This window comes from Acinetobacter sp. ANC 4169 (genome assembly GCF_002135355.1).
Classification (GTDB): Bacteria; Pseudomonadota; Gammaproteobacteria; order Pseudomonadales; family Moraxellaceae; genus Acinetobacter.
The window spans coordinates 1-25615 of the sequence record NZ_NEGE01000009.1 but is presented as its reverse complement, the minus strand read 5'-3'; the positions used below and the strand labels follow the sequence as shown (position 1 = coordinate 25615).

General features: G+C 40.6%; 26 protein-coding genes and 1 tRNA gene. 12 read left to right on the top strand and 15 right to left on the bottom strand.

Going from position 1 to position 25615, the window contains the following annotated elements; all coding sequences use genetic code 11:
• Positions 1-92: 92 nt before the first annotated feature.
• Positions 93-1592, top strand: coding sequence for a cation:proton antiporter (locus B9T26_RS08220; protein WP_086199225.1), 1500 nt, complete (start codon positions 93-95; stop codon positions 1590-1592).
• A gap of 206 nt (positions 1593-1798) precedes the next feature.
• Positions 1799-2137, top strand: a complete 339-nt coding sequence (locus B9T26_RS08215; RefSeq protein WP_086199224.1) for an MGMT family protein — start codon at positions 1799-1801, stop codon at positions 2135-2137.
• Between the two features lie 61 nt (positions 2138-2198).
• Here B9T26_RS08215 and B9T26_RS08210 read toward each other — a convergent pair whose 3' ends face one another.
• A complete protein-coding gene (locus B9T26_RS08210; protein WP_086199223.1) occupies positions 2199-2639 on the bottom strand; it encodes a universal stress protein in 441 nt (146 codons plus the stop codon).
• Positions 2640-3276: 637 nt separating this feature from the next.
• Here B9T26_RS08210 and B9T26_RS08205 point away from each other — a divergent pair.
• Positions 3277-4011, top strand: coding sequence for a hypothetical protein (locus B9T26_RS08205; protein WP_086199222.1), 735 nt, complete (start codon positions 3277-3279; stop codon positions 4009-4011).
• Here the strand turns inward: B9T26_RS08205 and B9T26_RS08200 are convergent.
• Positions 3995-4621: a CatB-related O-acetyltransferase gene (locus tag B9T26_RS08200; protein ID WP_086199221.1), complete on the bottom strand. Its 627-nt coding sequence runs from the start codon at positions 4619-4621 to the stop codon at positions 3995-3997. The genes B9T26_RS08205 and B9T26_RS08200 overlap by 17 nt on opposite strands.
• Before the next feature lie 112 nt (positions 4622-4733).
• Positions 4734-5129 carry a RidA family protein gene (locus B9T26_RS08195; protein WP_086199220.1) on the bottom strand — a complete coding sequence of 132 codons (396 nt, stop codon included), beginning with the start codon at positions 5127-5129 and terminating at the stop codon, positions 4734-4736.
• 127 nt (positions 5130-5256) lie between these two features.
• Here B9T26_RS08195 and B9T26_RS08190 point away from each other — a divergent pair, with 127 nt between their 5' ends.
• Entirely contained in the window at positions 5257-5844 is a 588-nt protein-coding gene (locus B9T26_RS08190; protein WP_086199219.1) for a TetR/AcrR family transcriptional regulator, read from the top strand.
• 83 nt (positions 5845-5927) lie between these two features.
• On the opposite strand, the gene greA is transcribed toward B9T26_RS08190, so the two are convergent.
• The 3 genes from greA to carA form a co-directional block, all read right to left on the bottom strand.
• Positions 5928-6404, bottom strand: coding sequence for a transcription elongation factor GreA (greA, locus tag B9T26_RS08185; RefSeq protein WP_086176194.1), 477 nt, complete (start codon positions 6402-6404; stop codon positions 5928-5930).
• A 103-nt stretch (positions 6405-6507) separates the two neighbouring features.
• On the bottom strand, positions 6508-9738 hold the full coding sequence (carB, locus tag B9T26_RS08180) for a carbamoyl-phosphate synthase large subunit (RefSeq protein ID WP_086199218.1): 3231 nt from the start codon (positions 9736-9738) through the stop codon (positions 6508-6510).
• A gap of 13 nt (positions 9739-9751) precedes the next feature.
• Positions 9752-10891, bottom strand: a complete 1140-nt coding sequence (gene carA, locus B9T26_RS08175; RefSeq protein WP_086199217.1) for a glutamine-hydrolyzing carbamoyl-phosphate synthase small subunit — start codon at positions 10889-10891, stop codon at positions 9752-9754.
• Positions 10892-11202: 311 nt separating this feature from the next.
• On the opposite strand from carA, the gene B9T26_RS08170 reads away from it, so the two are divergent.
• Entirely contained in the window at positions 11203-11676 is a 474-nt protein-coding gene (locus B9T26_RS08170; RefSeq protein WP_086199216.1) for a hypothetical protein, read from the top strand.
• Positions 11677-11827: 151 nt separating this feature from the next.
• Here the strand turns inward: B9T26_RS08170 and B9T26_RS08165 are convergent, their stop codons facing one another.
• Both B9T26_RS08165 and yhbY read right to left on the bottom strand, forming a co-directional pair.
• The gene (locus tag B9T26_RS08165; RefSeq protein WP_086199215.1) at positions 11828-12367 is read right to left on the bottom strand and encodes a DOMON-like domain-containing protein; all 540 of its coding nucleotides are present in this window, start codon (positions 12365-12367) and stop codon (positions 11828-11830) included.
• Positions 12368-12376: 9 nt separating this feature from the next.
• Positions 12377-12700 carry a ribosome assembly RNA-binding protein YhbY gene (gene yhbY / locus B9T26_RS08160; protein ID WP_086199214.1) on the bottom strand — a complete coding sequence of 108 codons (324 nt, stop codon included), beginning with the start codon at positions 12698-12700 and terminating at the stop codon, positions 12377-12379.
• 195 nt (positions 12701-12895) lie between these two features.
• On the opposite strand from yhbY, the gene rlmE reads away from it, so the two are divergent.
• The 3 genes from rlmE (at position 12896) to folP (ending at position 16557) form a co-directional block, all read left to right on the top strand.
• Positions 12896-13546: a 23S rRNA (uridine(2552)-2'-O)-methyltransferase RlmE gene (rlmE, locus tag B9T26_RS08155; protein ID WP_086199213.1), complete on the top strand. Its 651-nt coding sequence runs from the start codon at positions 12896-12898 to the stop codon at positions 13544-13546.
• Positions 13547-13678: 132 nt separating this feature from the next.
• Positions 13679-15568 (top strand): ATP-dependent zinc metalloprotease FtsH, encoded by a 1890-nt coding sequence (ftsH, locus tag B9T26_RS08150; protein WP_086199212.1) that lies wholly within the window; start codon positions 13679-13681, stop codon positions 15566-15568.
• A gap of 131 nt (positions 15569-15699) precedes the next feature.
• Positions 15700-16557 (top strand): dihydropteroate synthase, encoded by an 858-nt coding sequence (gene folP / locus B9T26_RS08145; protein ID WP_086199211.1) that lies wholly within the window; start codon positions 15700-15702, stop codon positions 16555-16557.
• A 49-nt stretch (positions 16558-16606) separates the two neighbouring features.
• Here the strand turns inward: folP and B9T26_RS08140 are convergent, their stop codons facing one another.
• The gene (locus tag B9T26_RS08140) at positions 16607-17161 is read right to left on the bottom strand and encodes a hypothetical protein (RefSeq protein WP_143223007.1); all 555 of its coding nucleotides are present in this window, start codon (positions 17159-17161) and stop codon (positions 16607-16609) included.
• 444 nt (positions 17162-17605) lie between these two features.
• Here B9T26_RS08140 and B9T26_RS08135 point away from each other — a divergent pair, with 444 nt between their 5' ends.
• Entirely contained in the window at positions 17606-17920 is a 315-nt protein-coding gene (locus tag B9T26_RS08135) for a DUF5713 family protein (RefSeq protein WP_086199210.1), read from the top strand.
• A gap of 28 nt (positions 17921-17948) precedes the next feature.
• Here B9T26_RS08135 and B9T26_RS08130 read toward each other — a convergent pair whose 3' ends face one another.
• The 3 genes from B9T26_RS08130 to B9T26_RS08120 all read right to left on the bottom strand — a co-directional run bounded on the left by B9T26_RS08130 (position 17949) and on the right by B9T26_RS08120 (position 19428).
• Positions 17949-18332, bottom strand: a complete 384-nt coding sequence (locus B9T26_RS08130) for an SsrA-binding protein (RefSeq protein WP_143223006.1) — start codon at positions 18330-18332, stop codon at positions 17949-17951.
• A gap of 115 nt (positions 18333-18447) precedes the next feature.
• Positions 18448-18533 (bottom strand) — tRNA-Leu (locus tag B9T26_RS08125).
• A gap of 163 nt (positions 18534-18696) precedes the next feature.
• On the bottom strand, positions 18697-19428 hold the full coding sequence (locus tag B9T26_RS08120; protein ID WP_086199208.1) for a hypothetical protein: 732 nt from the start codon (positions 19426-19428) through the stop codon (positions 18697-18699).
• Between the two features lie 361 nt (positions 19429-19789).
• Between B9T26_RS08120 and B9T26_RS08115 the strand changes: the two genes are divergently transcribed.
• Entirely contained in the window at positions 19790-20290 is a 501-nt protein-coding gene (locus B9T26_RS08115) for a hypothetical protein (RefSeq protein WP_086199207.1), read from the top strand.
• A gap of 60 nt (positions 20291-20350) precedes the next feature.
• Here the strand turns inward: B9T26_RS08115 and B9T26_RS08110 are convergent, their stop codons facing one another.
• The 3 genes from B9T26_RS08110 to B9T26_RS08100 all read right to left on the bottom strand — a co-directional run bounded on the left by B9T26_RS08110 (position 20351) and on the right by B9T26_RS08100 (position 23123).
• Entirely contained in the window at positions 20351-20632 is a 282-nt protein-coding gene (locus B9T26_RS08110) for a hypothetical protein (protein ID WP_086199206.1), read from the bottom strand.
• Positions 20633-20682: 50 nt separating this feature from the next.
• Positions 20683-22008, bottom strand: coding sequence for a hemolysin family protein (locus B9T26_RS08105; RefSeq protein ID WP_086199205.1), 1326 nt, complete (start codon positions 22006-22008; stop codon positions 20683-20685).
• Between the two features lie 125 nt (positions 22009-22133).
• On the bottom strand, positions 22134-23123 hold the full coding sequence (locus tag B9T26_RS08100) for a LysR family transcriptional regulator (protein WP_086176178.1): 990 nt from the start codon (positions 23121-23123) through the stop codon (positions 22134-22136).
• A gap of 648 nt (positions 23124-23771) precedes the next feature.
• On the opposite strand from B9T26_RS08100, the gene B9T26_RS08095 reads away from it, so the two are divergent.
• Together B9T26_RS08095 and B9T26_RS15995 are read left to right on the top strand one after the other, a co-directional pair.
• Positions 23772-25373, top strand: a complete 1602-nt coding sequence (locus B9T26_RS08095) for an isocitrate lyase (protein ID WP_086199204.1) — start codon at positions 23772-23774, stop codon at positions 25371-25373.
• Positions 25374-25523: 150 nt separating this feature from the next.
• Positions 25524-25615 (top strand): helix-turn-helix domain-containing protein (locus B9T26_RS15995; RefSeq protein WP_143223004.1); only part of this gene is annotated, 92 nt, incomplete at its 3' end.

Sequence of the window (25615 nt, the reverse complement as noted above, 5' to 3'; positions counted from 1 at the left end):
TCGGTTAATAAATGTTATTTAATTAAATATTTATCTGGAAATGTTGGGATGCATTCGCTTTATTCCAATGAATCGCTCGAATTGGAACTTTAATGGGAAATTTCTTTTTTCTTCAAGTCTTTACAGTTATTTTTGCGCTTTCAATTGCAACGACTATTTTTAATAAGCGTATTTTAGGTTTCCCTCAGGCGATTGGGGTACCCATTGTTTCGGCAATTTTTGTCTTTATTTTACAGTGGGGTGCCAGCCTGCTCAGTGGTAACCAGTTTATTACCATTAATATTCATAATATTGAGGAAGCGGTACGTCATATTGATTTTTATGACTTTCTAATTAATGGGGTGATCTGTTTTATCCTGACATCTTCCGCTTTAAAATTTAAAGTGTCCGATTTAAAAAGCCATTGGAAACCAATCAGTATTTTGGCCAGTATTGCACTGGTGCTGTGTGCCGTGTTTTTTGGTGTCACTTTGTATGGCTATCAATTCCTGATTGGCAAGCATGTCGATTTATTGGTGCTGTTACTGTTAGGGGCTGCACTGGGTGCGACCGACCCGATTGGAATTAAAGGAGTCCTCAGTTCTGTACGTGCACCGCATCACCTGATGGTAAAACTGGAAGGTGAATCACTGTTTAATGATGCCATGTGTATCGCCGTATTCATGACTTTATTAAATGTATTGCAGGGTGAACACTTTACCATTATGGGTACTTTGCAAACCTTGCTTTACGAGATTGTGGTTGCCGTTATTATTGGCTGGGGCTTTGGTCTGGGCATTTTAAGATTGCTTCGTGGCAAACACGAAATGGAATCTTTGATTTTAACCACGGCATTGCTGGCCTGCGGTTCATACTTGGTGGCCTTGTTTGCTCATGCATCTGCACCTATTGCCTGTGTCATTGGTGGCTTGGTTGTTGGCAACAAATGGAAAGAGATTTTACAGGAACGTGAAATTCGCGAGGTCAATCATTTCTGGCATACCGTTGAAGGCATTATCAATTCATTCTTATTTACCCTGATTGGCCTTGAACTCTTTATTCTGGATTTAAGCATTAGCTTGATTCTAGGTGGTATCGTCGCATTTTTTATTCTGCATGCTTCACGCTTTGCCGCAAACTATTTGTCATTCGCATTTTTCCCGAGCTTTAGAAATAAAAGCTATAACGGGAGTCTGGCAATTCTGTCATGGGGCGGGGTGCGTGGCGGTATCTCGCTGGCATTAATACTTGCCGTGGCGAATGTTCCACGACTAACTGAATACAGCAGTATTTTAATTGGCTATACCTTTATTTCGGTACTGCTTTCAGGCTTGGTCTGCGGACTCGGTTTACCTGCGGTCATGAATGCCTTTTATTACAACCCAAATGAAGAAACCACGGGTTTTAAAGGCTGGTATCAACGCATGTGCCATAAAATGAATAAGAAAGGCTTCCAGTACATTATCGGTGAAGATGCCAACGGCAATGAAACCATTACCGTTTATAACCCGGATGCGTTAATTGATGAAAAAGCCGAAGATGGTGTAGCAGTGATGCATAACCCAGAGAAGGTACAGGTGGTGAAACGTCTGGAAAGCCCAGATAATTTCTAATCATCCTAACTAAAAAAAGCCCCTGAGTGGGCTTTTTTATATATTGTTTTATGTGTTTTCTAGAGTAAATAGATATCAATGATCTACGGGATATTCTTACAGATGAGCCATCTTGATGATGAGTTGGAAGTTTTTTTAAAGCGACCAGTTTGAATGCAAAAATCACGAAATCTTAAAGTTTAATACCAATGATTTAGGGACACTATATGCCTCAACATTCCAATAGCTCCAGTGATGAATTGGCACGGCAAATCCTGCAAGTAGTGGCTTTCATTCCCTACGGCAAAGTCGCTTGCTATGGACAGATTGCCAAGATGGCGGGCTTACCCAAACATGCACGTTTAGTGGGGTATGTTTTAAAATATCTGGATTCAGAAGCGGAAATTCCCTGGCACAGGGTCATCAATGCTCAAGGAAAAATTAGCCTAAGCAAATTGAATGATCAGGGAGAAAATATCCAGCGATTAAAGTTGTTGGCAGAAGGGGTAATGGTGATTGGAGATAAAATTAATTTAAAACAATATCAGTGGATGAATGCTTTATAAAAAATGTGCGTGAATCAAGCTTTTCCCACCTTTAGCAAAAGATGGGAAAGGGTATGGCCTATTATTGACGGACAATCAGTACCGGAACATGCGATTCACTGAGCAGACTTTGTGCAACACTGCCCAGGAACAGTTTTTTCAGACCTGTACGGCCATGTGAACCAATAACAATCAGATCGGCATGGGTTTCGTTAGCTGCATTGACAATTTCACGATGAATCACTTGTCCTTCAATAAGTTTGGTTTCAACTTCAAGACCTTGTTCATGGAATTTTGCTTTAGCTGCCTCAAGAGATTCTACAATCGCCGTACGAGCACGTTCAATCAAGTCATTAGTTTGATTGGCAGAAATGTATTCTGCTGCAATATAGGGATCCAGCGCTAACACTTGAACTACGGTGACTTTACTGCCGAATGCTTTAGCAAATTCAATTGCTTTTGATACAGCTGCATAAGCTGTTTCTGAACCGTCAACGGGTACTAAAATATTTTGATAAGCCATGTGTATTTCTCCTTATAATCCTTACTAGAAACAGATGCTTTAACCCTATGAATTTCTGTGAATGGAACCGTTTGAAATTTGATACTAGCCGTTTTTTAAATAAAACAAAACCTAGTAATTTCATAGGGATAATTAAATCTGCTAAAATTTTTTTGTAATTTAATCTAACATGGATTGGATGGAAAATTAGTGGGTTTAAAACTAAAGTCTGATGAAATTGTAAGCATATTTTTAATTTGCAACTATGTGTAAAAATACCTGTGAACTGTACTGTTAAATTGTCTTATCATAAGTTTGTTAACTTATTAATAATGAAATAGAAATGACTGAACAGAATCAATTGAATTGGCAACGTGATAATTTTGAAAAAGCATAGCAGTAAGAATTACGGAATCGAAAATGTTTGAGTATTCAACCTAGCAATTATGTTAATTACTCAAAGTTTAGCTCTGTTGATTAGAGCGTAGTATTCATAATGCTGGGGTCACAGGTTCAAGTCTCATCATAGCCACTATATTCTGAAAAAACCCACTCTGATTGAGGGGAGGTTTTATGTTTCATGTTAGAGGGGGGGAGTGTTGGTTAAAATCCTGAAAAGTAATAAAATAGCTAAAATAAAAAAATGACAAGAATATTTATGATGATTAAAAAATTAATGCTATCAACTTGGATTTTATTTATTACTTTGCCTGTTTCTGCTGAAAATTCAATTCAATCGTTGCCTTTTCAAAAAGAAGATATTTCTGTAACTGAAATAAGGAAAATTTGCCAACAATTAGAATCCGAATGTCAAGAAATAAATGCTCAACTCTGGTCAGTAAATATTGCAAAAAATAAATATTATTATTTGATAGAAGACAAACTACGAATCACACAGCTTTTAAAGCAGCGTGGACAATATCGAATTATGGAGCAGTGGGATTTGGATCAGCATCAACCTGTGTTTGCAATTCAGGAAGATCATGAGTCGATCATTTATCTCCATCCCGCACTTTACCCTTTAAATAAGCATAGTTATGCCGTTGCCTTGGTTTATGGCGGGATTTCAAACTCTCTGGGGGATGATAGTGGTGAGCAAAATGTGGACTTTATTCAATTACTTCCAAAAGGAAAAACAAAACTGGTCTTTGAGCATTTACCTTTTTACGAATACCAGAATCGACTCTCCTGCTACCGAGATATGAAAGATGAAAAGAATAACTATTGTGAAGATCAGAAGGCGACCATACTTAAGATCAGCTATAGAGATGTAGGATTGACTTATTATGAATGGCGTTTAAGTTATTTGAATATAAACTGGCTTAAAAATAATAAAATCGATGAATATAAACAGCGGAGTTTGACGCTAATCCCTTTTATTCAAGCGCATTAAAGGTATGCAGTAGCGATGTAACATCATCCGTCTGCAACTTTTCCCTCATCTTTAAAAACAGCTTTTCATCTATGTCATAAAGTTTGAGGGAAAGCAGTTTTTTTATATCTTCTTCAGGAAAACGGTATTTAATAATTTTTGCAGGTACACCGCCAACGACAGCATAAGGCGGAACATCTTTTGTGACTACCGCACCTGTTGCGACTACCGCACCTTCACCAAGCTTTACACCCTGCATAATCATGGCACGAGAGCCAATCCAGCAGCCATCGCCAATAACCGTATCGCCAGCAGGCACAAAACTGCGCGTATCGAACGGAAAGGCTGATATCCAGTCGGTACGGTGCAATTGATTACCGCCCATCATAATCACGCATTCAGCGCCAAAACAGACGAAATTGCCAATATAGAGCTGATCGATGGGTTTCTCTAATGTTGCAGGCTTATCATGCAAATAACGTACGACACAGCGTTCAAACCCCTGATCCCAATATGCTGAATAGTAAGAATAATTCCCCTTGATGTGAATATTCGGATTCTTCACTGTTTTTGAGATGAATTCGAACTCGCACCAATGGTTTACAGGGGAGTTAATTAATTTTTCAGACATAAGGGAGTTAGAACGACAAGGAATGCACCATTATACCGAATTGCGATTCAAGCTGAATCAACAATCTCAAATCAGCCAGTGAACCGGATGCAAAAGCATGTATTGATATGACCTAAGCATTGCGAGGAATACGCGCAATCACTTTAATTTCAAAATCAAAGCCCGCCAGCCATGTCACCCCAACAGCGGTCCAGTTTGGATAAGGTTTTTGTGTAAACACCTGATTTTTAACTTTCATAATCGTTTCAAATTGCTGTTCAGGATCGGTGTGAAAAGTGGTGACATCGACAATATCATCAAAGGTACAACCAGCAGCTGCCAATGTTGCAGCTAGGTTTTTAAAAGCCCGTTCTACCTGTTTCTCGAAATCTGGTTCAGCAGAACCATCCTCACGGCTACCGACCTGACCTGATACGAAGAGTAAATCTTCCGATTTGATGGCGGCAGAGTAACCGTGCTGTTCATAAAGTGCATGGCGGTCTTGGGGAAATATCGCAATTCTGGTCATGACTATTCTCAATTCATGTTCAATTTAGAAATGGTGTAAGTTTTCACATACACCTCGTATGTAAACATAATTGACATACGGTTCGTATGTCAATTAAAATTTTTACAATGCTGAACTGGGAATAGAAATGTCTATTCGTGAATTAAAAATGGCCGAGACCCGTAAAAAACTGATTCAAGTGGCACGCCGTGCATTTGGGGAATATGGCTATGCGGACACTTCAATGGATAAACTTACGGCAGAAGCGGGACTGACTCGTGGCGCGCTGTATCACCATTTTGGAGATAAAAGAGGCTTATTTGCTGCGGTGGTCGATCAAATTGATTCAGAGATGGCTTCATCTGCCCAGAAGTATCTCGATCAGCCTGAAGATCTTTGGGAAGGGTTGATGCTTGAAGGGCGAACTTATATTGAAAATGCCTTGAACCCTGAATTTCAGCGTATTGTGCTGCGTGATGGACCTGCGGTACTGGGTGATCCTGCACATTGGCCCAGTCAAAACAAATGTTTGCAGTCCACGCGTGAATGCGTTGAAAAATTATTGGCATCAGACCGGATCAAAACTGTAGATCCCGATGCTGCGGCGATATTTTTAAATGGTGCCGCCATGAATGCTGCATTATGGATAGCTTCCAGCGAACATCCTGAGCAGGTATTACCAGAAGCATTACATGCCTTTCAACTCTTTGCGTCAGGATTGTTAAAAGAAGGATAGAGCAGGCTGATATAATCAATTGCCTGAATATAAAAAACCCCTCCATTGAGGGGTTCTTACAGCCTAAAATATCTGTTTAAAACTTAGAGATATTCAACTTTCACAATTTCGTATTCAACTTCGCCTTGAGGAGTAACGATTTTCACTTCGTCGCCTTCATTTTTACCTAACAGGCCGCGCGCGATCGGAGAGTTCACAGAGATCTTGTTGATCTTAAAGTCTGCTTCGTCATCACCAACAATTTTATAGGTCTTTTGTTCTTCAGTGTCGATATTTTCAATCGTTACCGTTACACCAAAAACCACACGGCCATTTTGCTCAAGTGTTTTTACATCGATTTCTTGAGCTGCACCCAATTTGCCTTCGATGTCTTGAATACGACCTTCACAGAAACCTTGCTGCTCACGCGCAGCATGATATTCAGCATTTTCTTTCAAATCCCCATGTTCACGTGCTTCAGCAATTGCTGCAATGATACGTGGACGGTCAACACTTTTAAGTTGCTGTAATTCTTTCTCTAGGGCAATTTTGCCTTCGGGAGTCATAGGATAACGTTGCATTGTTGTCCCTCATATTTGTAAAAAGTAAAAATCAGTAAAAGTACTGATTTATAAATAAAAAAAGCCCGCCACCGAGAGGTGACGGGACTTCTCGGTAACTTAATTAACCTTTAGTAAGGTCTTGCAAGCGGTATACGTCCATTGGCAATTTAATTGCTAAGGCTTGGCATACAGCATCGGCACCGTTCAAGGTAGTTGTGTAATACACTTTACCTTGAAGTGCAGAGCGACGGATCGAGAATGAATCTTCTTGAGCCTGTTTGCCTTCAGTCGTATTGATAATGAGCTGAACTTCGCCATTTTTCAAGCGGTCCACGATATTAGGACGGCCTTCTGTGACTTTGTTCACACGTTCACATGCAATACCAGCTTCTTTAATGACATCATAAGTACCGCCAGTAGCGATCACTTTGAAGCCAAGATCAGTTAACTGTTTAGCAATCCCCACTGCACGAGGTTTATCTGAGTGACGTACAGACAAGAATGCGTGTTTCACTTCACCTTCGGTTGGAAGACCAGGTAAACGATCGTTAGAGCCTAACACAGCTTTATAGAACGCTTCACCAAATGTTTTACCAACGCCCATCACTTCGCCTGTAGATTTCATTTCAGGGCCAAGAATTGGGTCAACGCCAGGGAACTTGTTGAATGGGAACACTGCTTCTTTTACAGAGAAGTGTTCAGGAATAATCTCTGAAGTGAAGCCTTGCGACACAAGAGATTGACCAGCCATACAACGCGCAGCTACTTTCGCTAAAGACTCGCCGATACATTTAGAAACGAACGGAACAGTACGTGATGCACGCGGGTTCACTTCCAGAATGTATACGTCAGTACCTTTAACAGCAAACTGTACGTTCATCAAACCGATTACGCCAAGCTCTTTCGCCATGGCAACAGTTTGACGACGCATTTCGTCCTGAACTTCTTTAGATAAAGAATAAGGAGGAATAGAACATGCAGAGTCACCTGAGTGAATGCCCGCTTGTTCGATGTGCTGCATGATACCGCCGATTACAACGTCTTTACCGTCAGATACGCAGTCTACGTCAACTTCGATCGCGTCATCAAGGAAGTGGTCAAGAAGAACTGGCGCTTCATTGGATGCCTGAACCGCATCACGCAAGTAGCGTTTCAATTCGTCATCGTTGTATACGATTTCCATCGCACGACCACCAAGTACGTAAGAAGGACGTACTACGAGTGGATAGCCAACTTTCGCAGCTTCAGCCATACCTTCTTCAGCAGATTTTACGATGCTGTTGTTTGGTTGACGAAGTTGTAGACGTTGAATCATTTGTTGGAAACGTTCACGGTCTTCTGCACGGTCAATTGCGTCAGGCGATGTACCGATAATTGGCGCACCTGCTTCTTCCAAAGCACGAGCCAATTTCAAAGGTGTTTGACCACCGTACTGTACGATAATGCCTTTAGGCTTCTCGATACGCACGATTTCAAGTACATCTTCCAAAGTGATCGGTTCGAAGTACAAACGATCTGAAGTGTCATAGTCGGTTGAAACAGTTTCAGGGTTACAGTTCACCATGATTGTTTCATAACCGTCATCACGCATTGCTAGGGCAGCGTGTACACAGCAGTAATCGAACTCGATACCTTGACCAATACGGTTAGGACCACCACCGATCACCATAATTTTGTCACGGTTAGATGGATTTGCTTCACATTCATCATCGTAAGTTGAGTACATGTACGCTGTGTCAGATTCGAACTCTGCAGCACATGTATCCACACGTTTATAAACTGGGGTTACGCCCAAGTTCCAACGGTGTTTACGGAATTGTTTTTGTGAAATACCCATCAAACCAGCGATACGAAGATCTGATAAACCTTTACGTTTAAATGCACGGATATTGTCCGCATTCAAATCACCAAAACCTAAAGTTTTGATTTGGTTTTCAGTTTTGATGATGTCTTCGATTTGGATCAAGAACCACTTGTCGATGTTGGTTGCAGCAAACACTTCGTCTAATGTGAAACCGTGACGGAATGCATCGCCCACGTACCAGATACGCTCAGGACCTGGAACTTTAAGTTCTTGCAGGATTTTTTCTTTCGCGCCGGCAGTACCCACTTCGATTTTTTCATCAAAGCCACATGCGCCAACTTCTAAGCCACGAAGAGCTTTAGATACAGACTCCTGGAAGTTACGGCCAATCGCCATCACTTCACCCACAGATTTCATCTGTGTAGTTAAAGTTGCATCAGCTTGTGGGAATTTCTCGAAGTTAAAGCGAGGAATCTTGGTCACAACGTAGTCAATTGCAGGTTCGAATGATGCAGGAGTCGTACCGCCAGTGATGTCATTTTTCAATTCATCAAGAGTATAACCAACCGCTAATTTCGCAGCGATTTTTGCAATTGGGAAACCAGTTGCTTTAGACGCCAATGCAGATGAACGAGAAACACGTGGGTTCATCTCGATCACAACCATACGGCCGTCTTTCGGGTTAATACCGAACTGAACGTTTGAACCGCCAGTTTCTACACCAATTTCACGAAGTACAGCTAAAGATGCATTACGTAAAAGTTGGAATTCTTTATCTGTCAATGTTTGCGCAGGCGCAACAGTGATTGAGTCACCTGTATGCACGCCCATTGGATCAAAGTTTTCAATGGTACATACAATGATACAGTTGTCGTTTTTGTCACGAACAACTTCCATCTCGTATTCTTTCCAACCAATTAAAGATTCATCGATCAATAATTGTTTAGTCGGAGAGAGATCGAAACCGCGTTCACAGATTTCGATGAATTCTTCACGATTGTATGCAATACCGCCGCCTGAACCACCCATCGTGAATGATGGACGAATGATCACAGGGAAACCGAAACGCGCTTGAATTTCAAGTGCATGTTCCATGTCTTCTGCAACGTCAGCGCGTGGACATTCCAAACCGATTTTGCGCATTGCGATATCGAAAAGTTTACGGTCTTCCGCTTTTTCGATCGCTTCTTTGGTCGCGCCAATCAATTCAACATTGTATTTCTTTAAAATGCCGTGCTCGTCTAGGGCAAGGGCACAGTTCAATGCTGTTTGACCACCCATTGTAGGAAGAACAGCATCTGGGCGTTCTTTCTCAATGATTGCTGCAACAGTCTGCCAGGTAATCGGTTCGATATACGTCGCATCTGCCATAGCAGGGTCAGTCATAATGGTCGCTGGGTTAGAGTTGACCAAAATAACGCGGTAACCTTCTTCACGAAGTGCTTTACACGCTTGCGCGCCAGAATAGTCAAACTCACAAGCCTGACCAATCACAATTGGACCAGCACCGATAATTAAGATGCTTTTAATGTCTGTACGTTTAGCCATGATGCTTCCTTAATTACTTCTTAGATGCTTCGATAAGTTCGATGAAATGATCGAACAGTGGTGCGCAGTCATGTGGACCAGGGCTTGCTTCAGGGTGACCCTGGAAGCTGAACGCAGGTTTATCAGTGCGATGCATACCTTGTAAGGTTTGGTCGAACAATGATTTATGCGTAGCTTTCAAGTTAGCCGGTAGCGTGTCTGTATCTACTGCGAAGCCGTGGTTTTGAGAAGTAATCATCACTGTACCATCTTCAAGATTTTGTACAGGATGGTTGGCACCGTGGTGACCGTGAGGCATTTTCACAGTTTTTGCACCTGATGCAAGTGCAAGAATTTGGTGACCTAAACAAATACCAAATACCGGAATTTCTGTGGTTTCTACAATTGTTTTTACAGCTTCAATTGCGTAGTCACATGCAGCTGGATCGCCGGGGCCGTTCGACAGGAACACGCCATCTGGATTAAGTGCAAGAACGTCAGCAGCAGGAGTTTGCGCAGGCACTACAGTCAATTTGCAACCGCGGTCTGCGAGCATACGTAAGATGTTGGTTTTGACACCATAATCGTATGCAACAACATGGAATTTAAGTTCTGGTTGAGCGAAACCTTTACCAAGAGCCCAAGAGCCTTCAGTCCACTCATAACCTTCAGGGTCACAGCATTCTTTCGCAAGATCTAAACCATTCAAACCGCCGAATGCGCGCGCTTTGGCTAGAGCTTCTTCTTCAGTGATGTTTTCGCCTGCAAGGATACAACCGTTTTGTGCACCTTTTGATCGCAGAATACGCGTTAATTTACGGGTATCAATATCTGCGATAGCAACAACATTGTGTTGTTTAAGGTAATCACCAAGTGATTGCTCAGCACGGAAGTTGCTATGCAATAAAGGCAGGTCACGAATGATCAATCCGTTGGCCCATACTTTATGAATTCGACCTGACTCAGCGTCTTCATCGTTGCAGCCTGTATTACCGATATGCGGGTAAGTCAGCGTTACAAGTTGCTGTGCATAACTTGGGTCAGTCAAAATTTCTTGATAGCCAGTCATGGCAGTATTGAAAACGACTTCACCAGTCGTACTACCCGATGCACCGATAGACGTACCTTTAAAGATCGTTCCATCTGCGAGGGCTAAAATGGCGGGAGTGCTCAAACCAAAGCTCCTGAAATTTAGGCTGTAAAAAAGCGAGAAGACGAAAAAAAAGGAAGGCTGCTTAAAAACCTACCCTCCCTATGTCTGCTCGCTTGAACTTAACACGGCATTATACGCAGAAAGCCCTTTGAAGTCCATTCTATTTACCATGAATATGTAAGATAAATGCCTTGTGTTTTGTTGAAAAGTCTGTTTGTGCTGCTGTGTATATAAAATGTAAGCAAATTAGAATTGTCTAACAAATCAAAACTTAAATTTTATCAAAACCGACTACGCTAGGGCTCTCATGCAATAACTATAGGAACAAGATCATGACAGTAGAACAAAAGACAGTGAAAGCAAAAACCACTTTAAAAGAAGTGGTCGCAGAAGGTGCTGATAAATTGGAACAAGCATCTAAAGATGCTCAGCAAAAAGTCACTGAAGCGGTGACTGAATCCACTGAAAATGTAAAAGTGGAAGCGAAAGAGCTACATGCCAATGTACAGGATCAGGTTCAAAATCTGAAACAGGATCTTTTGCAACGTATCGAGACAATTAAGAAGCAATTGAATTTTTCACAAAAAGATTTAAGTGAATTGAAGGAGTTCATCAAATCTGAATTTAATGCTGTGATTGAAGATTTATCGAAACTTGGCAAAGAGTTAAAAGAGGATGTCAGCCAAATTTCCGTAAAACATAAAGACCATCTGGCTGAAACTTTAAAACGTTCTAAGGAGCATACTTTAGATGCGTGGAAAAAGGTATCGGTGAAATCGGATGATGAACCTACTTTAAAAAGCTGATAGATAGGTAGAGAAATCTACTTATATACTGGCGAGGAAGGTCGCTATGCTGGTTTTCCTTCGGTCAACATTGCAGGTCTACGCAATGCAGACATAAAAAAGTGAGGTACTTTGCCTCACTTTTTTATGGTTTGAATATTGCTGCTATGCCTTAAAACTGATGTAGCCAATCACGTTTGTTATGAAAGTCTGCATTTGGACTGCTGTGTTGCATCGCAAAGTATTGCTCGCCTTGCGAGGTCTGGAGTACAGCCGTTAAGCCCAAGAATAGATCCGACCACTGTAATTTGTGCTTTAACATAAACTCGGTTAAGTCCAGGCTCACATTTAAACCGTAATGTGTGCGTTTGAGCTGGTTGAGTTCAATATCATGGGCAGCTTGCGGCGGCATATCTTCAGGATAACGATATTCTTCAAACTGATATGCCTGCCATGCCTGGGAAGGGGAGAGATTGATTTCTCGATAGAAATCTTCACCCTGTACCCCAATAAAAATTTCAAAACAGGTGTGTTCCCACAAGAAATCCTGACGAGGATGGTCTTGAACCATTTCAGGCCATTGCATGAGCTGATTGGGATCACGTAACCAGTAGCCCACATTTAAGCTATATGGGCTTTGTTGTTCAATCGCAGCAACCAGGGAGATCGATTGAAAGCGACGATCAAAGGCGCTAAGTTCGTAACTGGCCATGAAATCTGCTTAATTCGATAAATGTGCGTGACGAACCAAGTTAGATAATTTGGCATTTTGTTTTGCTGCTTTTTTATAAATCAGCGCAATTTTACCAATTTTTTGAACAACTTCAGCGCCAGTTTGAGCTGAAAGGTCTTCAATTAAAGATGCGCGTTCTTCACGATCTTCAGCCACAATTTTCACTTTAATCAATTCGTGATCGTTTAAAGCACGGTTGAGTTCTTCAACCACAGCTTCAGTCAAACCTTTATCGCCCAGCATAACCACCGGGTTTAATGCATGTCCGATTTGACGTAAACGTTTACGTTCCTGAATAGATAAAGCCGCCATAAAGATAACCTAATTTTAAAAACGGCCTAGTATAACAAATGCCAAGTTTAAACGCTTTATATTCTGTTGAAATAATCGATTTCAATTATTGAAAAAAACCTGGCAAAGATCAGATTTAGATACAGATGTATACTGCAACAGTGGTGTTTTTCACGTACAATCATATATTAGAAGTTTTTTATTATTTAGAGAGTTATGGCGACACGCATTACCAACCAGAAGTTGTCAAAAAGTAGTCGAGAGTGGATGCGCGAGCATTTGGATGATCCTTTTGTAAAGAAAGCCCAAAAGGAAGGTTATCGTGCGCGTGCTGCTTATAAGCTTCTTGAAATTCAAGAAAAATACAAAATTATTAAACCGGGCATGACTGTGGTTGACCTGGGCGCAGCACCCGGCAGCTGGTCGCAAATTGCCGGTAAGTTAGTCGGTGATAAAGGCCTATTGATTGCATCCGATATTTTGCCTATGGATGCATTGCCTGATGTGACCTTCCTGCAAGGCGACTTCCGTGAGGAAGAAGTTTTTGAAAAATTGTTAAATATTTTAAACGGACGGACTGTAGACGTTGTAATTTCGGATATGGCCCCCAATACATCAGGTAATAAGGCTGTAGATCAACCGCGTCAAATTTATCTGTGTGAACTGGCTTTAGATTTTGCCAACAAGGTTTTAGGACCTAAAGGCCAATTTGTAGTCAAGGTTTTCCAAGGCACTGGATTTGACGAATTCCGTAAACAAGTTGTAGATAGCTTTGATGTATTGAAGACAGCAAAACCTGCTGCTTCACGTGCCCGTTCTAAAGAAGTATTTTTAATCGGGCAAGGTCGTAAGAAGGCTTCTAGATAAAGTTTACTTGCCAAGACGTTAAAAATTGTGCATTTTGTACATTTTTAAAATATTGCAAAGCTGATCTTCAGCTTAAATTAAGGTCATCCATTTCTGGGCGTGATCAAATTAGATTGATATGGGAATAAAGCTTTGAGCGATCTCTTCAAGAATGCCGTATTGTGGCTGGTGATACTGGGTGTGCTGATTCTGATTTTCAGTAACATCAGTGACCGCAATCAACCGACTGCAATGAATTATTCAGAGTTTGTTTCAGCGGTGAATGCTGGTCAAATTAAGCAAGTCACCATTGATGGCGAAAGAATTCGTGGTGAAAAAACAAACGGTTCAGAGTTTGAAAGTATTCGTCCTGCGGTTCAAGACCCGGAACTAATGCCAAGCCTCATTAAACATAATGTTGTCGTAGAGGGCACTGCTCCTGCACGTCAAGGTTTGTTGATGCAACTTCTTATCGCTAGTTTCCCTGTACTTTTAATCATTTTGTTATTCATGTTCTTTATGCGCAACATGGGTGGTGGTGCAGGCGGTAAAAGCGGTCCAATGAGTTTTGGTAAATCAAAAGCAAAAATGCTTTCTGAAGACCAAATTAAAGTTACTTTTACCGATGTTGCCGGCTGTGATGAAGCAAAACAAGAAGTTGTTGAAATCGTTGACTTCTTAAAAGATCCTTCAAAATTCAAACGTCTGGGTGCAAGTATTCCTAAAGGCGTGTTGATGGTTGGTCCTCCGGGTACTGGTAAGACATTGCTGGCTAAAGCTATTGCCGGTGAAGCCAAAGTTCCGTTTTTCAGTATCTCTGGTTCTGACTTTGTAGAAATGTTTGTCGGTGTGGGTGCGTCCCGTGTCCGGGACATGTTCGAACAGGCGAAACGTCATGCGCCTTGTATCATCTTCATTGATGAGATTGATGCAGTCGGTCGTCACCGTGGTTCGGGTACAGGTGGTGGTCACGATGAACGTGAACAGACCTTGAACCAGATGCTGGTAGAAATGGATGGTTTCGAAGGCAATGAAGGGATTATCGTGATCGCTGCAACTAACCGTGCAGATGTACTTGATAAAGCCTTGCTTCGTCCAGGCCGTTTTGACCGTCAAGTGATGGTCGGTTTACCAGACATTAAAGGTCGTGAACAGATTCTTAACGTGCATTTGAAAAAATTGCCTTCACACACCGGTGTGGACGTGAAAATTCTTGCTCGTGGTACTCCTGGCTTCTCTGGTGCACAATTGGCAAACCTTGTAAACGAAGCAGCATTATTCGCTGCACGTCGTAACAAGAATACTGTCGATATGCATGACTTTGAAGATGCCAAAGACAAGATCTATATGGGTCCTGAGCGTAAATCGATGGTGATTCGTGAAGAAGAACGTCGTGCTACCGCTTACCATGAAGCAGGTCATGCCATTGTTGCTGAAATTTTACCGGGTACAGACCCAGTACATAAAGTGACTATTATGCCGCGTGGTTGGGCATTGGGTGTGACTTGGCAGTTGCCAGAACACGACCAGACCAGCCATTACAAAGACAAAATGCTGAATGAAATTTCAATTTTATTCGGTGGCCGTATTGCTGAAGAAGTGTTTATTAACCAGATGTCGACTGGTGCTTCCAACGACTTTGAACGTGCAACCAAAATGGCGCGTGCAATGGTGACCAAATACGGTATGTCAGACAAAATGGGCGTGATGGTCTACGAAGATGAAAATCAGAATGGTTTCTTCGGAAACGTAGGTAGCCGTACTATTTCTGAAGCGACCCAACAACAAGTGGATGCTGAAGTTCGTCGTATTTTGGATGAACAATATAAGGTTGCTCGGCATATCTTGGAAAATAACAAAGATATCGCGCATGCAATGGTGAAAGCGTTGATGGAATGGGAAACCATTGATCGTGACCAAATCCGTGACATCATGGAAGGTCGTGAACCACAACCACCTAAAGTTTATGTTGCTGAAAATCCTGTGATTGATGTAACTCCGACCGATGGTCCTGCAACACCTCCACCATTACCGGCCAGCTAAGCTGAATGTTTAAAAAAAGAGTCTCAACTGAGGCTCTTTTTTTATGGGGGATTATGATCGGAATGAAAAGATTTCAGTCTGTATAAATTCAGACTTGCTAGAATAGTCCAACTGTTTGAAGGAGAAACATGATGCGACTAATACCATTACCCAATCGAGTGCTGAAATGTGGGGAAATGCAGCTGGATTTGTCTACGCCGCATGTGATGGGAATTCTAAATGTGACTCCAGACTCTTTTAGTGATGGTGGCAAGCATAATGCTAAAGATACTGCTGTGGCTCATGCCTTGCAGATGATTGCAGATGGTGCAACGGTGATTGATGTGGGCGGTGAATCCACACGGCCGGGAGCTTCAGCAGTGTCAGTTGAGGAAGAAATTCGTCGGGTCGTGCCAGTGGTGCAGGAATTGGCAAAACATGAGGTGATTATTTCAGTTGATACTTCGGAACCCGAAGTTATTCAAGCTGCTGTGCAAGCAGGTGCCCATATCTGGAATGATGTCCGTGCATTGACACGTCCGCATGCCTTGGCAACAGCAGCTCAGCTGAATATCCCTGTGATTATTATGCATATGCGTGGTGAACCGACGACCATGAATAATTTGGATCAATATGCGGATGTAACGCTGGATGTTATCCGTGAACTGTCGCAACGGGTTCGGGATGCTCTGGAGATAGGGGTCAAGCCTGAAAATATCATGATTGATCCGGGTTTTGGTTTTGCCAAAAATGCACAACAAAATTTAAAACTGTTACAAGAGTTTCATAAATTAAATGACTTGGGTTATCCCATTTTATCTGCACTTTCTCGGAAACGTTTTATCGGTGAAGCATTGGGTGGGGCAGATGCACAGCATCGAGCGGTTGGTTCAGTAGCGGCGCATTTGGTCAGTATTCAGCAAGGTGCTTGTATGGTACGCGCGCATGATGTTAAAGAAATGAGTGATGCAATTAAAGTTTGGAATGCAATGAATCATCTAGCAGTATAAACAAGAAAAAGCTCGATAAGGTATCGAGCTTTTTTGCTTTAAGAGGTAATTATTTGCCTTTATACTCAAGTGAGGAATGGTGAGTAACTATTCGTAATTTTCCTGCGTTATCTTTTACAAATTGCCAGGTTTTATCTACAGTCGTTACTTCACCCTTCTTATTGGTGAAGTAGACTTTACCTAAAGTGGTTGCACTGTTACCCCATATCTTTATAGCTGCATTATCAACTTCGCATTTTTGCCATCCAGCAAGGGCAAAGCCTTTGTCATTAGGATAATTTGAATTTCCTCCGACGAAATAAGACAAAGCACCTTCTTTTGTCGTTCTGAATGTTTGTGGATTTGTGGTTAATGTGGGTTTAAACAAAACTGGACCATCTTGATAAAAATATGCACTATCAATTACCTTGCTTGCGAGATCAGTTGCTGCCTGTTTTCCGCTTTTATCATAGGTTGAACTGATATCAAGTAATGCTTTACACCAAGCTTGCTGTGCAGCTATGACTTCAGGTTCAGAAATAATATTTTTTTGAGTATCGTGTGTTGGGGTTGTAGAGCATGCTGCTAAGGTTATTCCAAGAAATGTAACTAAAATGGCTTTCATAACATTTCTCTATAGAAATTAGGTTTTTATTTTATAAGGTAGATTTTATTTAAATCCTAGCCATTCTATCGTATGTATCGAAAACTCAACTAAACCGCTACATGAAATAAATTTTCAATTAAATTAGTAATTTATTTTATAAAGTGATAGGAATTACAGATTTAATGATTCTAATGATCGTGTAGTGCGCCATAAATACAGAAAGTAAAAGCTAGTATGAAAATAATCCATTTAGGATTTAGGTTATGCTTGAATTGTGTAGGCACATGATGTTGACAAGATGAGTAATGTCATTACTTTGCGGGGCCAGGAATCATGCTGAATATCAAAGTTCAAATGCATTAAATGAAGGAGAGTATCTCTGGTATTTATAGTTGAGTTTGGTAATTTTGTTGCTTTGTGTTATATAGGCTCGCTTTAATGCGTGTCTTTTTTGAGTGTTGTATGTTTGAAGATTTACTTCTCCCTATGTTTGATGATGAATATTATCCCGATATTCTGGTGGCTGAAGTTAAGCAGCTTATTCAACAGTTCGCGAAGAAAGTAGCTAAAACTGATTTATCTGAAACTGAGATTTATCAATTTGCTGCTGAAACGCTCGGTTTTATGAATAAGATGAAACCTCAGTTTGAGGATTTGGATTCTTCTCTGGATGATACTGCTGCAGATTATATTGCTGAAGCCATGATGATGGTGGTGCAAGATCAGGGCTATATGGATATTGAAATGGAAGAATTGGTATCAAATAGAGAGTGGTAAGTCACTCTGTATTGGTTAGTATATATATTTAAAGCTTATCCAGATTAGACAATAGTTCGGTGAGATGGCAACTTGCCTGAGGATGAATTTCTGCTATCCCATCTACGATTAAGTGATATTCCTTATTTTCAGAATAAGCACTTGCTCTTAGATTAAGCCAAAAGTGCGGGTCTTGTTGCAGCAAATTTCTAATTCTCTTTTCATCTTCAGGGTGATTAAAATGCAGTGGGTAAGGATATTTCGCTATAGTGCAGTGCTTTAAAATGAGTTGCCCTTGTTTTTCGCTGATGGTGCCAGAAAATAAATCATAAACCTTTTGGGTTTGTGGTTTTTCAATAGCATCTAGTGCATGAGTCAAGTTTGTACTGATCAATATAAACAGGAGCAGGGTATATATTTTAATTCGTTTCATTTTTATTCTTTTTTTATTTTTGAATATTTTTAATCTATTTATCTTAATCATTCAGGCATAAAAAAACCAGCTTATCGCTGGGTCTTTTATTGCACCATTTTAATCAGTATTAAAATGGTGCCCGAGGCCAGACTCGAACTGGCACGCTTTGTGGGCGGGGGATTTTAAATCCCCTGTGTCTACCGATTTCACCACTCGGGCATGTGCGCAATAATAGTGGACGAAATAAAACTTGGCAAGTGTCTTTCCGTGCATTTGCTTTCTTTTCAATCAATTCATGTGCTTATCGCAGTAAAATAGGGCTTTGACCGAATTTTTGTGGTTAGAATCTTATTTGAAAGATGAGCAAGGCTATTTTTAAAATCTACATCAAACTATCCAGATAGGTTTCGACATCGACATGTTTATGTATTTTACACAGTTCATTTTCATAACGAATCAGCTGTATATGCAGATCGATAAACTTTTTTTCTTGTTGTCGCAGTGTATGACGCGCAGTTGAGTTCTTGCTGGTAAATAGGCTTTTAAACTGAATTTTTAAAACTTGTTTATAGGCCCAAAAGCAGATGCGGCGGGTTTCTTGCAAATAAAAATATTGCTCGTTTTGAGTCCCTTCACGAAACATATTTTCTTTGTAAAAACGAACAAAGCCAAAACTTAAGGCAAAGAAAAATAGAATGATTTGTAAAACGGTACTTTCAATATAGGCGATATTCAGTGTTTGTAGCACAATCAGTAGCGCCAGTTTAACCGGAGTATGGCGAAGTTGCTGATATAAAGAAGTCGAGCTATGTTTAATTTGTTTAATGACTATTGGGGTGTAGAGCATAAACAGCAACATAATGGCTAGAACGGCAATTCCTTGTGCGCGAAAAGCATTAAATTGGGGAAATTGGCTAGCAATATAAGGGCTTAAACTCATTGAAAGAGAGATAAAAATCATTGCGGCTAGAACCCAGGGAATCAGTTCTTTCAGTTCGTCTAAAATTCCCTTGGTTTTGATCATGCTATAAAACAAATAATTTCTTTTAAACGCTATCGGATATTGTTCCCGAAGTTGTTTTAAAAAAAGTGCGGTTTGTTTATTGCTGATCATAAGAATTAAAGAAACATAAAAAGTAAGGCTAATATAAAGGATTTGACAGCATTTAACAGAGAAATATCTGCAACTCACTGATTGCTTCATCTTAAAATAAATCTTTATTTGGTTGTTTGAATTGAACTAAATTTTTAGTTCGCTACATAGATTTAAATTTTGTCTTTACTTATTTCACATGAAGACAAGGGGTATTTGATGTCTCTAGAATGAGAGGGAGGCATTACACTCAATAATCAGACTTTCAGCAATATTTTAAGTCATCAAGTAAGTAACAGTATCGGGAGCTTAATTTTATTCCTGTATTCAATCTGGAATTATGCGAAAATAGCCCTTTCTTATTTTTGTCCAAGGACAGTTCATGACTGATCAATCTCCTGAATCTTTAAGCGATATCGAAATTTTAGACATTTTACAGTCCATGAAAGACGATGAGCTGGATACTGAAGCGAAAGAGATTATCCGTAATGGCGGTAAGGCTGGTCGTCAAGAGGCACATAAACAGGCATTGGTGGCTTTAAATAACAGCTTTGAAGACAAGTTTGTTGAAGCTGTGACTTTGGCACTGAATTTAAACGAAGCGCAAAGCAAAAAAATTCGTTATAAAAAAGACCGTATCCGTATTTTAAAAGCACGTGGTATTGATTATTTGGCTATAGATGGTGCAGAAACGGCACAGGTTTTATCGCAAGTTGCACAAGCCATTGTACGTGAAGATGCTGTAGTCACCCATGACCTGCATAATATTTTTCCTTTCTGGAAAGAAGGCTGGCCTATGGTGCAGTTTGATAATGCTTACAAAATTCTGGAAGAAGACATTAGCATTCACTATCAAGCTGTCTTAGATGCTTTAATCGCTTAGTCTTAAAAAGACAATTAAAAAGCACCTTTGGGTGCTTTTTTTGGCGCTTAATTCGATTCTTTATGGATACAGCCATGCCAATAATACAGAGATGGGCCAAATAAAAAGTCGCCACCAACTGATCAATGGATACCAGAATAACTCACCGATTCGCATGGTTGAGTCATAATTTTTTCTTTTTCGTTCATAACTATAGGGCGTAATCCAGTACGCCAAAATGAGCAATACGATTGCAAGAATCAAAATTAAAGGCTGGGTTTGCCGGGCAAAAAAATAATAGATCATGTAAAGGCCTGAATAGAAACTCAGGCAGGCAAGCAGGGCAGTCACTGAAAAGTTCATGGTTTTATCTATTTTAATTTTTATTTTAAGTTAAGGTGAAAAGAATCAGATTACTCTGATTCTTCAGGATGATTGTTTTCAACTTCCTTTAGGAGTCGTGTGACCAAGAGCTGGTCAATTTTAAAATGATCGACATCGACCACTTCAAATTTATAGTTGCCATAAATGACGGTATCGGCTGGACGTGGAATCTTGCGTAGACGATACATCATAAAACCTGCCAGTGTTTCATAATTTTCTTCATCCGGCATTTCATCGATTTCAAGGGCGTGTTTCAGGTCCTCAATCGGAGTGCTGCCATCAATCAGCCAAGAGTTGTTATCACGTTTAATAATTTGCTGATCCGCCTCAATCGGGGTGACCCAGTCGCCCATCACGGTAATCATGATGTCAGATAAAGTAATAACACCCACCACCAAGGCATATTCATTGATCACTACTGCAAACTTTTCTTTGGTAGAACGAAAGCGATCCAGCAATTCGGATAAAGTTAAAGTATCGGGGATAGTGAGTACATTACGAATGGTGTTTTCATTGAGTTGCAGTAAAGACTGGTTATTCAGAATACGCACCAGAATATCTTTAGCATCCACATAGCCAATCACATCATCAATGTTTTCGCTACACACCAGGAACTTGGAATAAGGATATTCAGCCAGTTTTTGGCGAATACTGGCTTCAGATTCTTTTAAAGTAAAGAACACCACATTTTCACGTGTGGTCATACTCGAAGGAACATTACGTTCTTCAAGCTCAAACACGTTTTCAATGAAGTGATGTTCCTGTTTTTGTAATACGCCGGCTTGTGCACCAGCATCCATCACGGCAGAGATATCAGCAAAGGTGATATTGTCTTCACGTGTGGTATTGACCTTGAATAAGCGAAATAACAGGTTGGCAATCGTATTGATAAACCAGGCTAAAGGCTTGCAGACGGTAATAAAGATCTGAATCGGGTTAATCACCGATACTGCAATTTTTTCAGGTGCAATCATGGCCAAACGTTTTGGCATTAAATCGGCAAATAAAATAAACAGTGAAGTGACTAAGGTGAAGGAAAGGGTAAAGCTAATTGTTTCAGACCAAGGACCTTGATAGAAGCCGGATACAAGTTCAAGGAAATAAGGACGAAAGGCACCTTCACCCAGAATACCGCCCAGAATGGCAACGGCATTTAAGCCGATTTGCGATGCTGCGAAAAAGTCTGCTGAATTTTCCTGTAAATCTAACACTTTCTGAGCGCGTTCTTCGCCCGATTCAGCAAGTATTTTAAGTTTAACTTTGCGTGCACCTGCGAGGGCAATTTCAGTTAAAGATAAAAAACCTGCCCCGACAATAAGGATGACGATGATGACGATATTTTGAAAGAGGCTCACAAATCCACCTGTGGATCATCATTATTATGAATATTTTTAACACAAAAAAACTTGAGGGAATAAGTCAATTATTGCCTCAAGTTACAGTATAAGCTTAAAAAAGAAGAATTTAAGAAAATTTATTCTTAATAGTGTGAAAATTGAGAATTATTCATTAAAAACTCACGATTTTCTTCTTCAATCATCTGACGCGCCACATACAGAATCAGCTGACGTAACCAGCGATGTGCAGGATGGTGGTGTAATAAAGGACACCAGGCCATTTTCAATTCAAACTCGGGAATATAGAACGGTGGGTCTTTAATCAGCAAGTTCTGGTTTTTAGCCTGCAAACGTGCAATACGTGTGGGTAAAGTCGCAACCAGATCAACATTGGCAGCCAATAGCCCTGGCATTTGATAATGACGGGTAAAGACCGAAATCTTGCGTTTTTGTCCGATACGTTCCAAAGCCTGATCAATCCAGCCCAGACCGGCTTGTTTTTCAGGATTGACCCCAAAACCGACCCCCATACCTGTTTTAGAAACCCAAATATGCTGTGCATCGAGGTAACTTTTCAAGTTGAGATTGGCGCTGGCAGGATGCTTATTGTTGAGTAAGCAGGAAAAGCTGTCACGCCATACCAAAACCTGGTGGAAACTTTGCGGAATTTCATTGAAGCGGTTAATAGCCAGATCAACTTTACCCTGTTCCATGTCGCGGTAGGACACATCACTTGGAGTTAGGAAGTCGAGAACCACATTCGGTGCTTCTGAGCGTAACGCTTTGACCAAACGCGGTACTAAAGTCGCTTCCGCATAATCCGAAGTCATAATTCGGAATACGCGATTCGAGGTATAAGGACGGAATTCGGTACGCGGTTCCAGAATCATCGACAGGTCAGAAAGAGCATCGCGAATACGCGGTTGTAATTCCAAAGCACGTTCTGTGGGTGTCATCCCTTCAGAAGAACGGATTAATAGCGGATCATTAAATAAATTACGTAAACGACGCAGAATGTTACTCATGGCAGGTTGAGTCACACCCAATTGTTCTGCCGCACGCGTTACATTTTTTTCACGAAGGAGTACATCAAGATATATTAATAGATTGAGATCGACCCGCTCCAGATTCATAAAAGAAATACCGAAAATAAACTCATGAAATTATTTCGATTATGCCATAAGCGACAAGGCTTGTGTAGGAATATTGATGAAAAAAGAAACGGGATAATGCCGAGATTATTATAGAAAAACCACTCAATGAACGGCTTTGGGTAGGGATGATTGCAGTTAAGTCCAATAAATCTGAGAAAATTGGTCAGGTTTTTCAATATGCTGCAAAAGTACAGTTGTAAGAATCTGTCAAAAGCAAAAATAGCCGAAATAAAATACAAATGTATTTTGAAAATACGGGATAAAAATGTACAAAAATAAGCTTAAAAATAACGGGTCAAGCATTTTTGTTGCGAGGCAAGACTTAAGTCTAATGAAAAAAATAACAGCAAAATGAATGTTTTGTAAGCGAAATGCTATTTTGTTAATTTTAAATAAATTAAATTAAAACAATAATTTAAAATTTTGACACATAAATATAATACGACTTTGATCTACATATTTTTTAAATAAATACTGAGAATTACTGGAGGATATTGGATTAATTTTTTCAGTCAATCTAAGCTGTGTCCATAGCAACGAAGCGCTCTAAATCTGAACAAATCAATATCTTGCAGATTTAGTCCTTTGATTGATGAAATCCTAAAATTATATACAGGGTAGAATATCATGACTACATACCAAACAGCGATTGATGCAATCCGCGAATTAAAAGCGAAATTCGGCAACACTTGGGCAGACATCAGTGCTGAAGATGCTGCACGTATGCAAATGCAAAACCGTTTCAAAACTGGTTTAGACATTGCGAAATACACAGCTGCGATTATGCGTCGTGATATGGCTGCTTATGATGCTGACTCTAGCAAATACACTCAATCATTAGGTTGCTGGCACGGTTTTATCGCGCAACAAAAAATGATTGCGAACAAAAAATACTTCGGTACGACTGAACGTCGCTACATCTACCTTTCTGGTTGGATGGTTGCTGCTCTTCGTTCAGAATTTGGTCCTCTTCCTGACCAATCTATGCACGAAAAAACTTCTGTTCCTGCATTGATCGAAGAAATCTACACTTTCTTACGTCAAGCTGACGCGAAAGAACTTAACGACTTGTTCCGTGCGCTTAAAAAAGCTCAAGACGCTGGTGATACTGCTAAAGCTGCTGAAATCACTGCTCAAATCGACGGTTTCCAAACTCACGTTGTGCCAATTATTGCGGACATCGACGCTGGTTTCGGTAACGAAGAAGCGACTTACTTACTTGCTAAGAAAATGATCGAAGCTGGTGCTTGTGCGCTACAAATCGAAAACCAAGTATCTGACGCGAAACAATGTGGTCACCAAGCTGGTAAAGTAACAGTTCCACACGAAGACTTCATCGCGAAAATCCACGCTCTTCGTTATGCATTCTTAGAAATGGGTCTTGACGACGGTATTATCGTTGCACGTACTGACTCTGAAGGCGCTGACTTGACTCAAAAAATCCCAGTGGTTAAAGAGCCAGGCGACATCGCTTCTCAATACATCAGCTACTTAGACACAACTGAAATTGACATTTCAGAAGCGCAAGAAGACGAAATCCTGATCAAGCGTGATGGTAAACTTCACCGTCCTAAACGTTTAGCTTCTGGTTTGTATCAGTTCCGTGAAGGCACTCAAATTGACCGCGTTGTACTTGACTGTGTAACTAGCTTACAAAACGGTGCTGACCTTCTTTGGATCGAAACAGCGACTCCAAACGTTGACGAAATCGCTCACATGGTTAACCGTGTTAAAGAAACAGTTCCAAATGCGAAACTTGTTTATAACAACTCGCCATCGTTCAACTGGACTTTAAACTTCCGTCAACAAGCTTACGACCGTTGGGTTGCTGAAGGTAAAGACGTATCTGCATACGACCGCGCTAAATTAATGAGCGCTGAGTACGACAACACTGAATTAGCTGCTGATGCTGATGAGAAAGTACGTACATTCCAAGCAGATGCTTCTCGTGAAGCGGGCGTGTTCCATCACTTGATCACACTTCCGACTTACCACACAGCTGCGCTTTCTACTCACGAACTTGCTCAAGGTTACTTCGGTTCTGAAGGTATGTTGGCTTATGTTGCTGGCGTTCAACGTAAAGAAATCCGCGGTACAATCGCTTGTGTTAAACACCAAGCAATGGCGGGTTCTGACATCGGTGATGATCACAAAGAAATCTTCTCTGGTGACAACGCTCTTAAAGCGCATGACGATGCTAAAAACACTATGAACCAATTCGGTGGCTAATCCTCCCGATTGATTCAAAAAAACCCTGCGCAAGCAGGGTTTTTTTATGCTCTTAGATTCTTAAATGAAGTGCAACAGAGATTAAATTCTTGGAAGGAAGTAAGATGAGTTAGCATTTTGCTTCCGACCGACCAAAGTCAAAGTTGCATCATGAACTATACTCATCTTACTCAAGACGAAAGATATCAGATATTTGCCTTATTACGTGAAGATTTTTCTATTCGTTATATTGCTTGGCGGTT

Excerpts from the sequence above, each read along its gene's own strand:
- B9T26_RS08140 (WP_143223007.1), bottom strand. The coding sequence starts at position 17,161 with ATGAAAGCCATTTTAGTTACATTTCTTGGAATAACCTTAGCAGCATGC.
- folP (WP_086199211.1), top strand. The coding sequence starts at position 15,700 with ATGCGACTAATACCATTACCCAATCGAGTGCTGAAATGTGGGGAAATG.
- B9T26_RS08110 (WP_086199206.1), bottom strand. The coding sequence starts at position 20,632 with ATGAACTTTTCAGTGACTGCCCTGCTTGCCTGCCTGAGTTTCTATTCA.
- B9T26_RS08210 (WP_086199223.1), bottom strand. The coding sequence starts at position 2,639 with ATGGCTTATCAAAATATTTTAGTACCCGTTGACGGTTCAGAAACAGCT.
- B9T26_RS08190 (WP_086199219.1), top strand. The coding sequence starts at position 5,257 with ATGTCTATTCGTGAATTAAAAATGGCCGAGACCCGTAAAAAACTGATT.
- yhbY (WP_086199214.1), bottom strand. The coding sequence starts at position 12,700 with ATGGCGGCTTTATCTATTCAGGAACGTAAACGTTTACGTCAAATCGGA.
- B9T26_RS08195 (WP_086199220.1), bottom strand. The coding sequence starts at position 5,129 with ATGACCAGAATTGCGATATTTCCCCAAGACCGCCATGCACTTTATGAA.
- rlmE (WP_086199213.1), top strand. The coding sequence starts at position 12,896 with ATGGCGACACGCATTACCAACCAGAAGTTGTCAAAAAGTAGTCGAGAG.
- B9T26_RS08165 (WP_086199215.1), bottom strand. The coding sequence starts at position 12,367 with ATGGCCAGTTACGAACTTAGCGCCTTTGATCGTCGCTTTCAATCGATC.
- carB (WP_086199218.1), bottom strand. The coding sequence starts at position 9,738 with ATGGCTAAACGTACAGACATTAAAAGCATCTTAATTATCGGTGCTGGT.
- B9T26_RS08215 (WP_086199224.1), top strand. The coding sequence starts at position 1,799 with ATGCCTCAACATTCCAATAGCTCCAGTGATGAATTGGCACGGCAAATC.
- B9T26_RS08130 (WP_143223006.1), bottom strand. The coding sequence starts at position 18,332 with ATGAAACGAATTAAAATATATACCCTGCTCCTGTTTATATTGATCAGT.
- B9T26_RS08200 (WP_086199221.1), bottom strand. The coding sequence starts at position 4,621 with ATGTCTGAAAAATTAATTAACTCCCCTGTAAACCATTGGTGCGAGTTC.
- B9T26_RS08095 (WP_086199204.1), top strand. The coding sequence starts at position 23,772 with ATGACTACATACCAAACAGCGATTGATGCAATCCGCGAATTAAAAGCG.
- B9T26_RS08100 (WP_086176178.1), bottom strand. The coding sequence starts at position 23,123 with ATGAATCTGGAGCGGGTCGATCTCAATCTATTAATATATCTTGATGTA.
- greA (WP_086176194.1), bottom strand. The coding sequence starts at position 6,404 with ATGCAACGTTATCCTATGACTCCCGAAGGCAAAATTGCCCTAGAGAAA.
- B9T26_RS08135 (WP_086199210.1), top strand. The coding sequence starts at position 17,606 with ATGTTTGAAGATTTACTTCTCCCTATGTTTGATGATGAATATTATCCC.
- B9T26_RS08205 (WP_086199222.1), top strand. The coding sequence starts at position 3,277 with ATGATGATTAAAAAATTAATGCTATCAACTTGGATTTTATTTATTACT.
- B9T26_RS08170 (WP_086199216.1), top strand. The coding sequence starts at position 11,203 with ATGACAGTAGAACAAAAGACAGTGAAAGCAAAAACCACTTTAAAAGAA.
- B9T26_RS08115 (WP_086199207.1), top strand. The coding sequence starts at position 19,790 with ATGACTGATCAATCTCCTGAATCTTTAAGCGATATCGAAATTTTAGAC.
- B9T26_RS08120 (WP_086199208.1), bottom strand. The coding sequence starts at position 19,428 with ATGATCAGCAATAAACAAACCGCACTTTTTTTAAAACAACTTCGGGAA.
- B9T26_RS08220 (WP_086199225.1), top strand. The coding sequence starts at position 93 with ATGGGAAATTTCTTTTTTCTTCAAGTCTTTACAGTTATTTTTGCGCTT.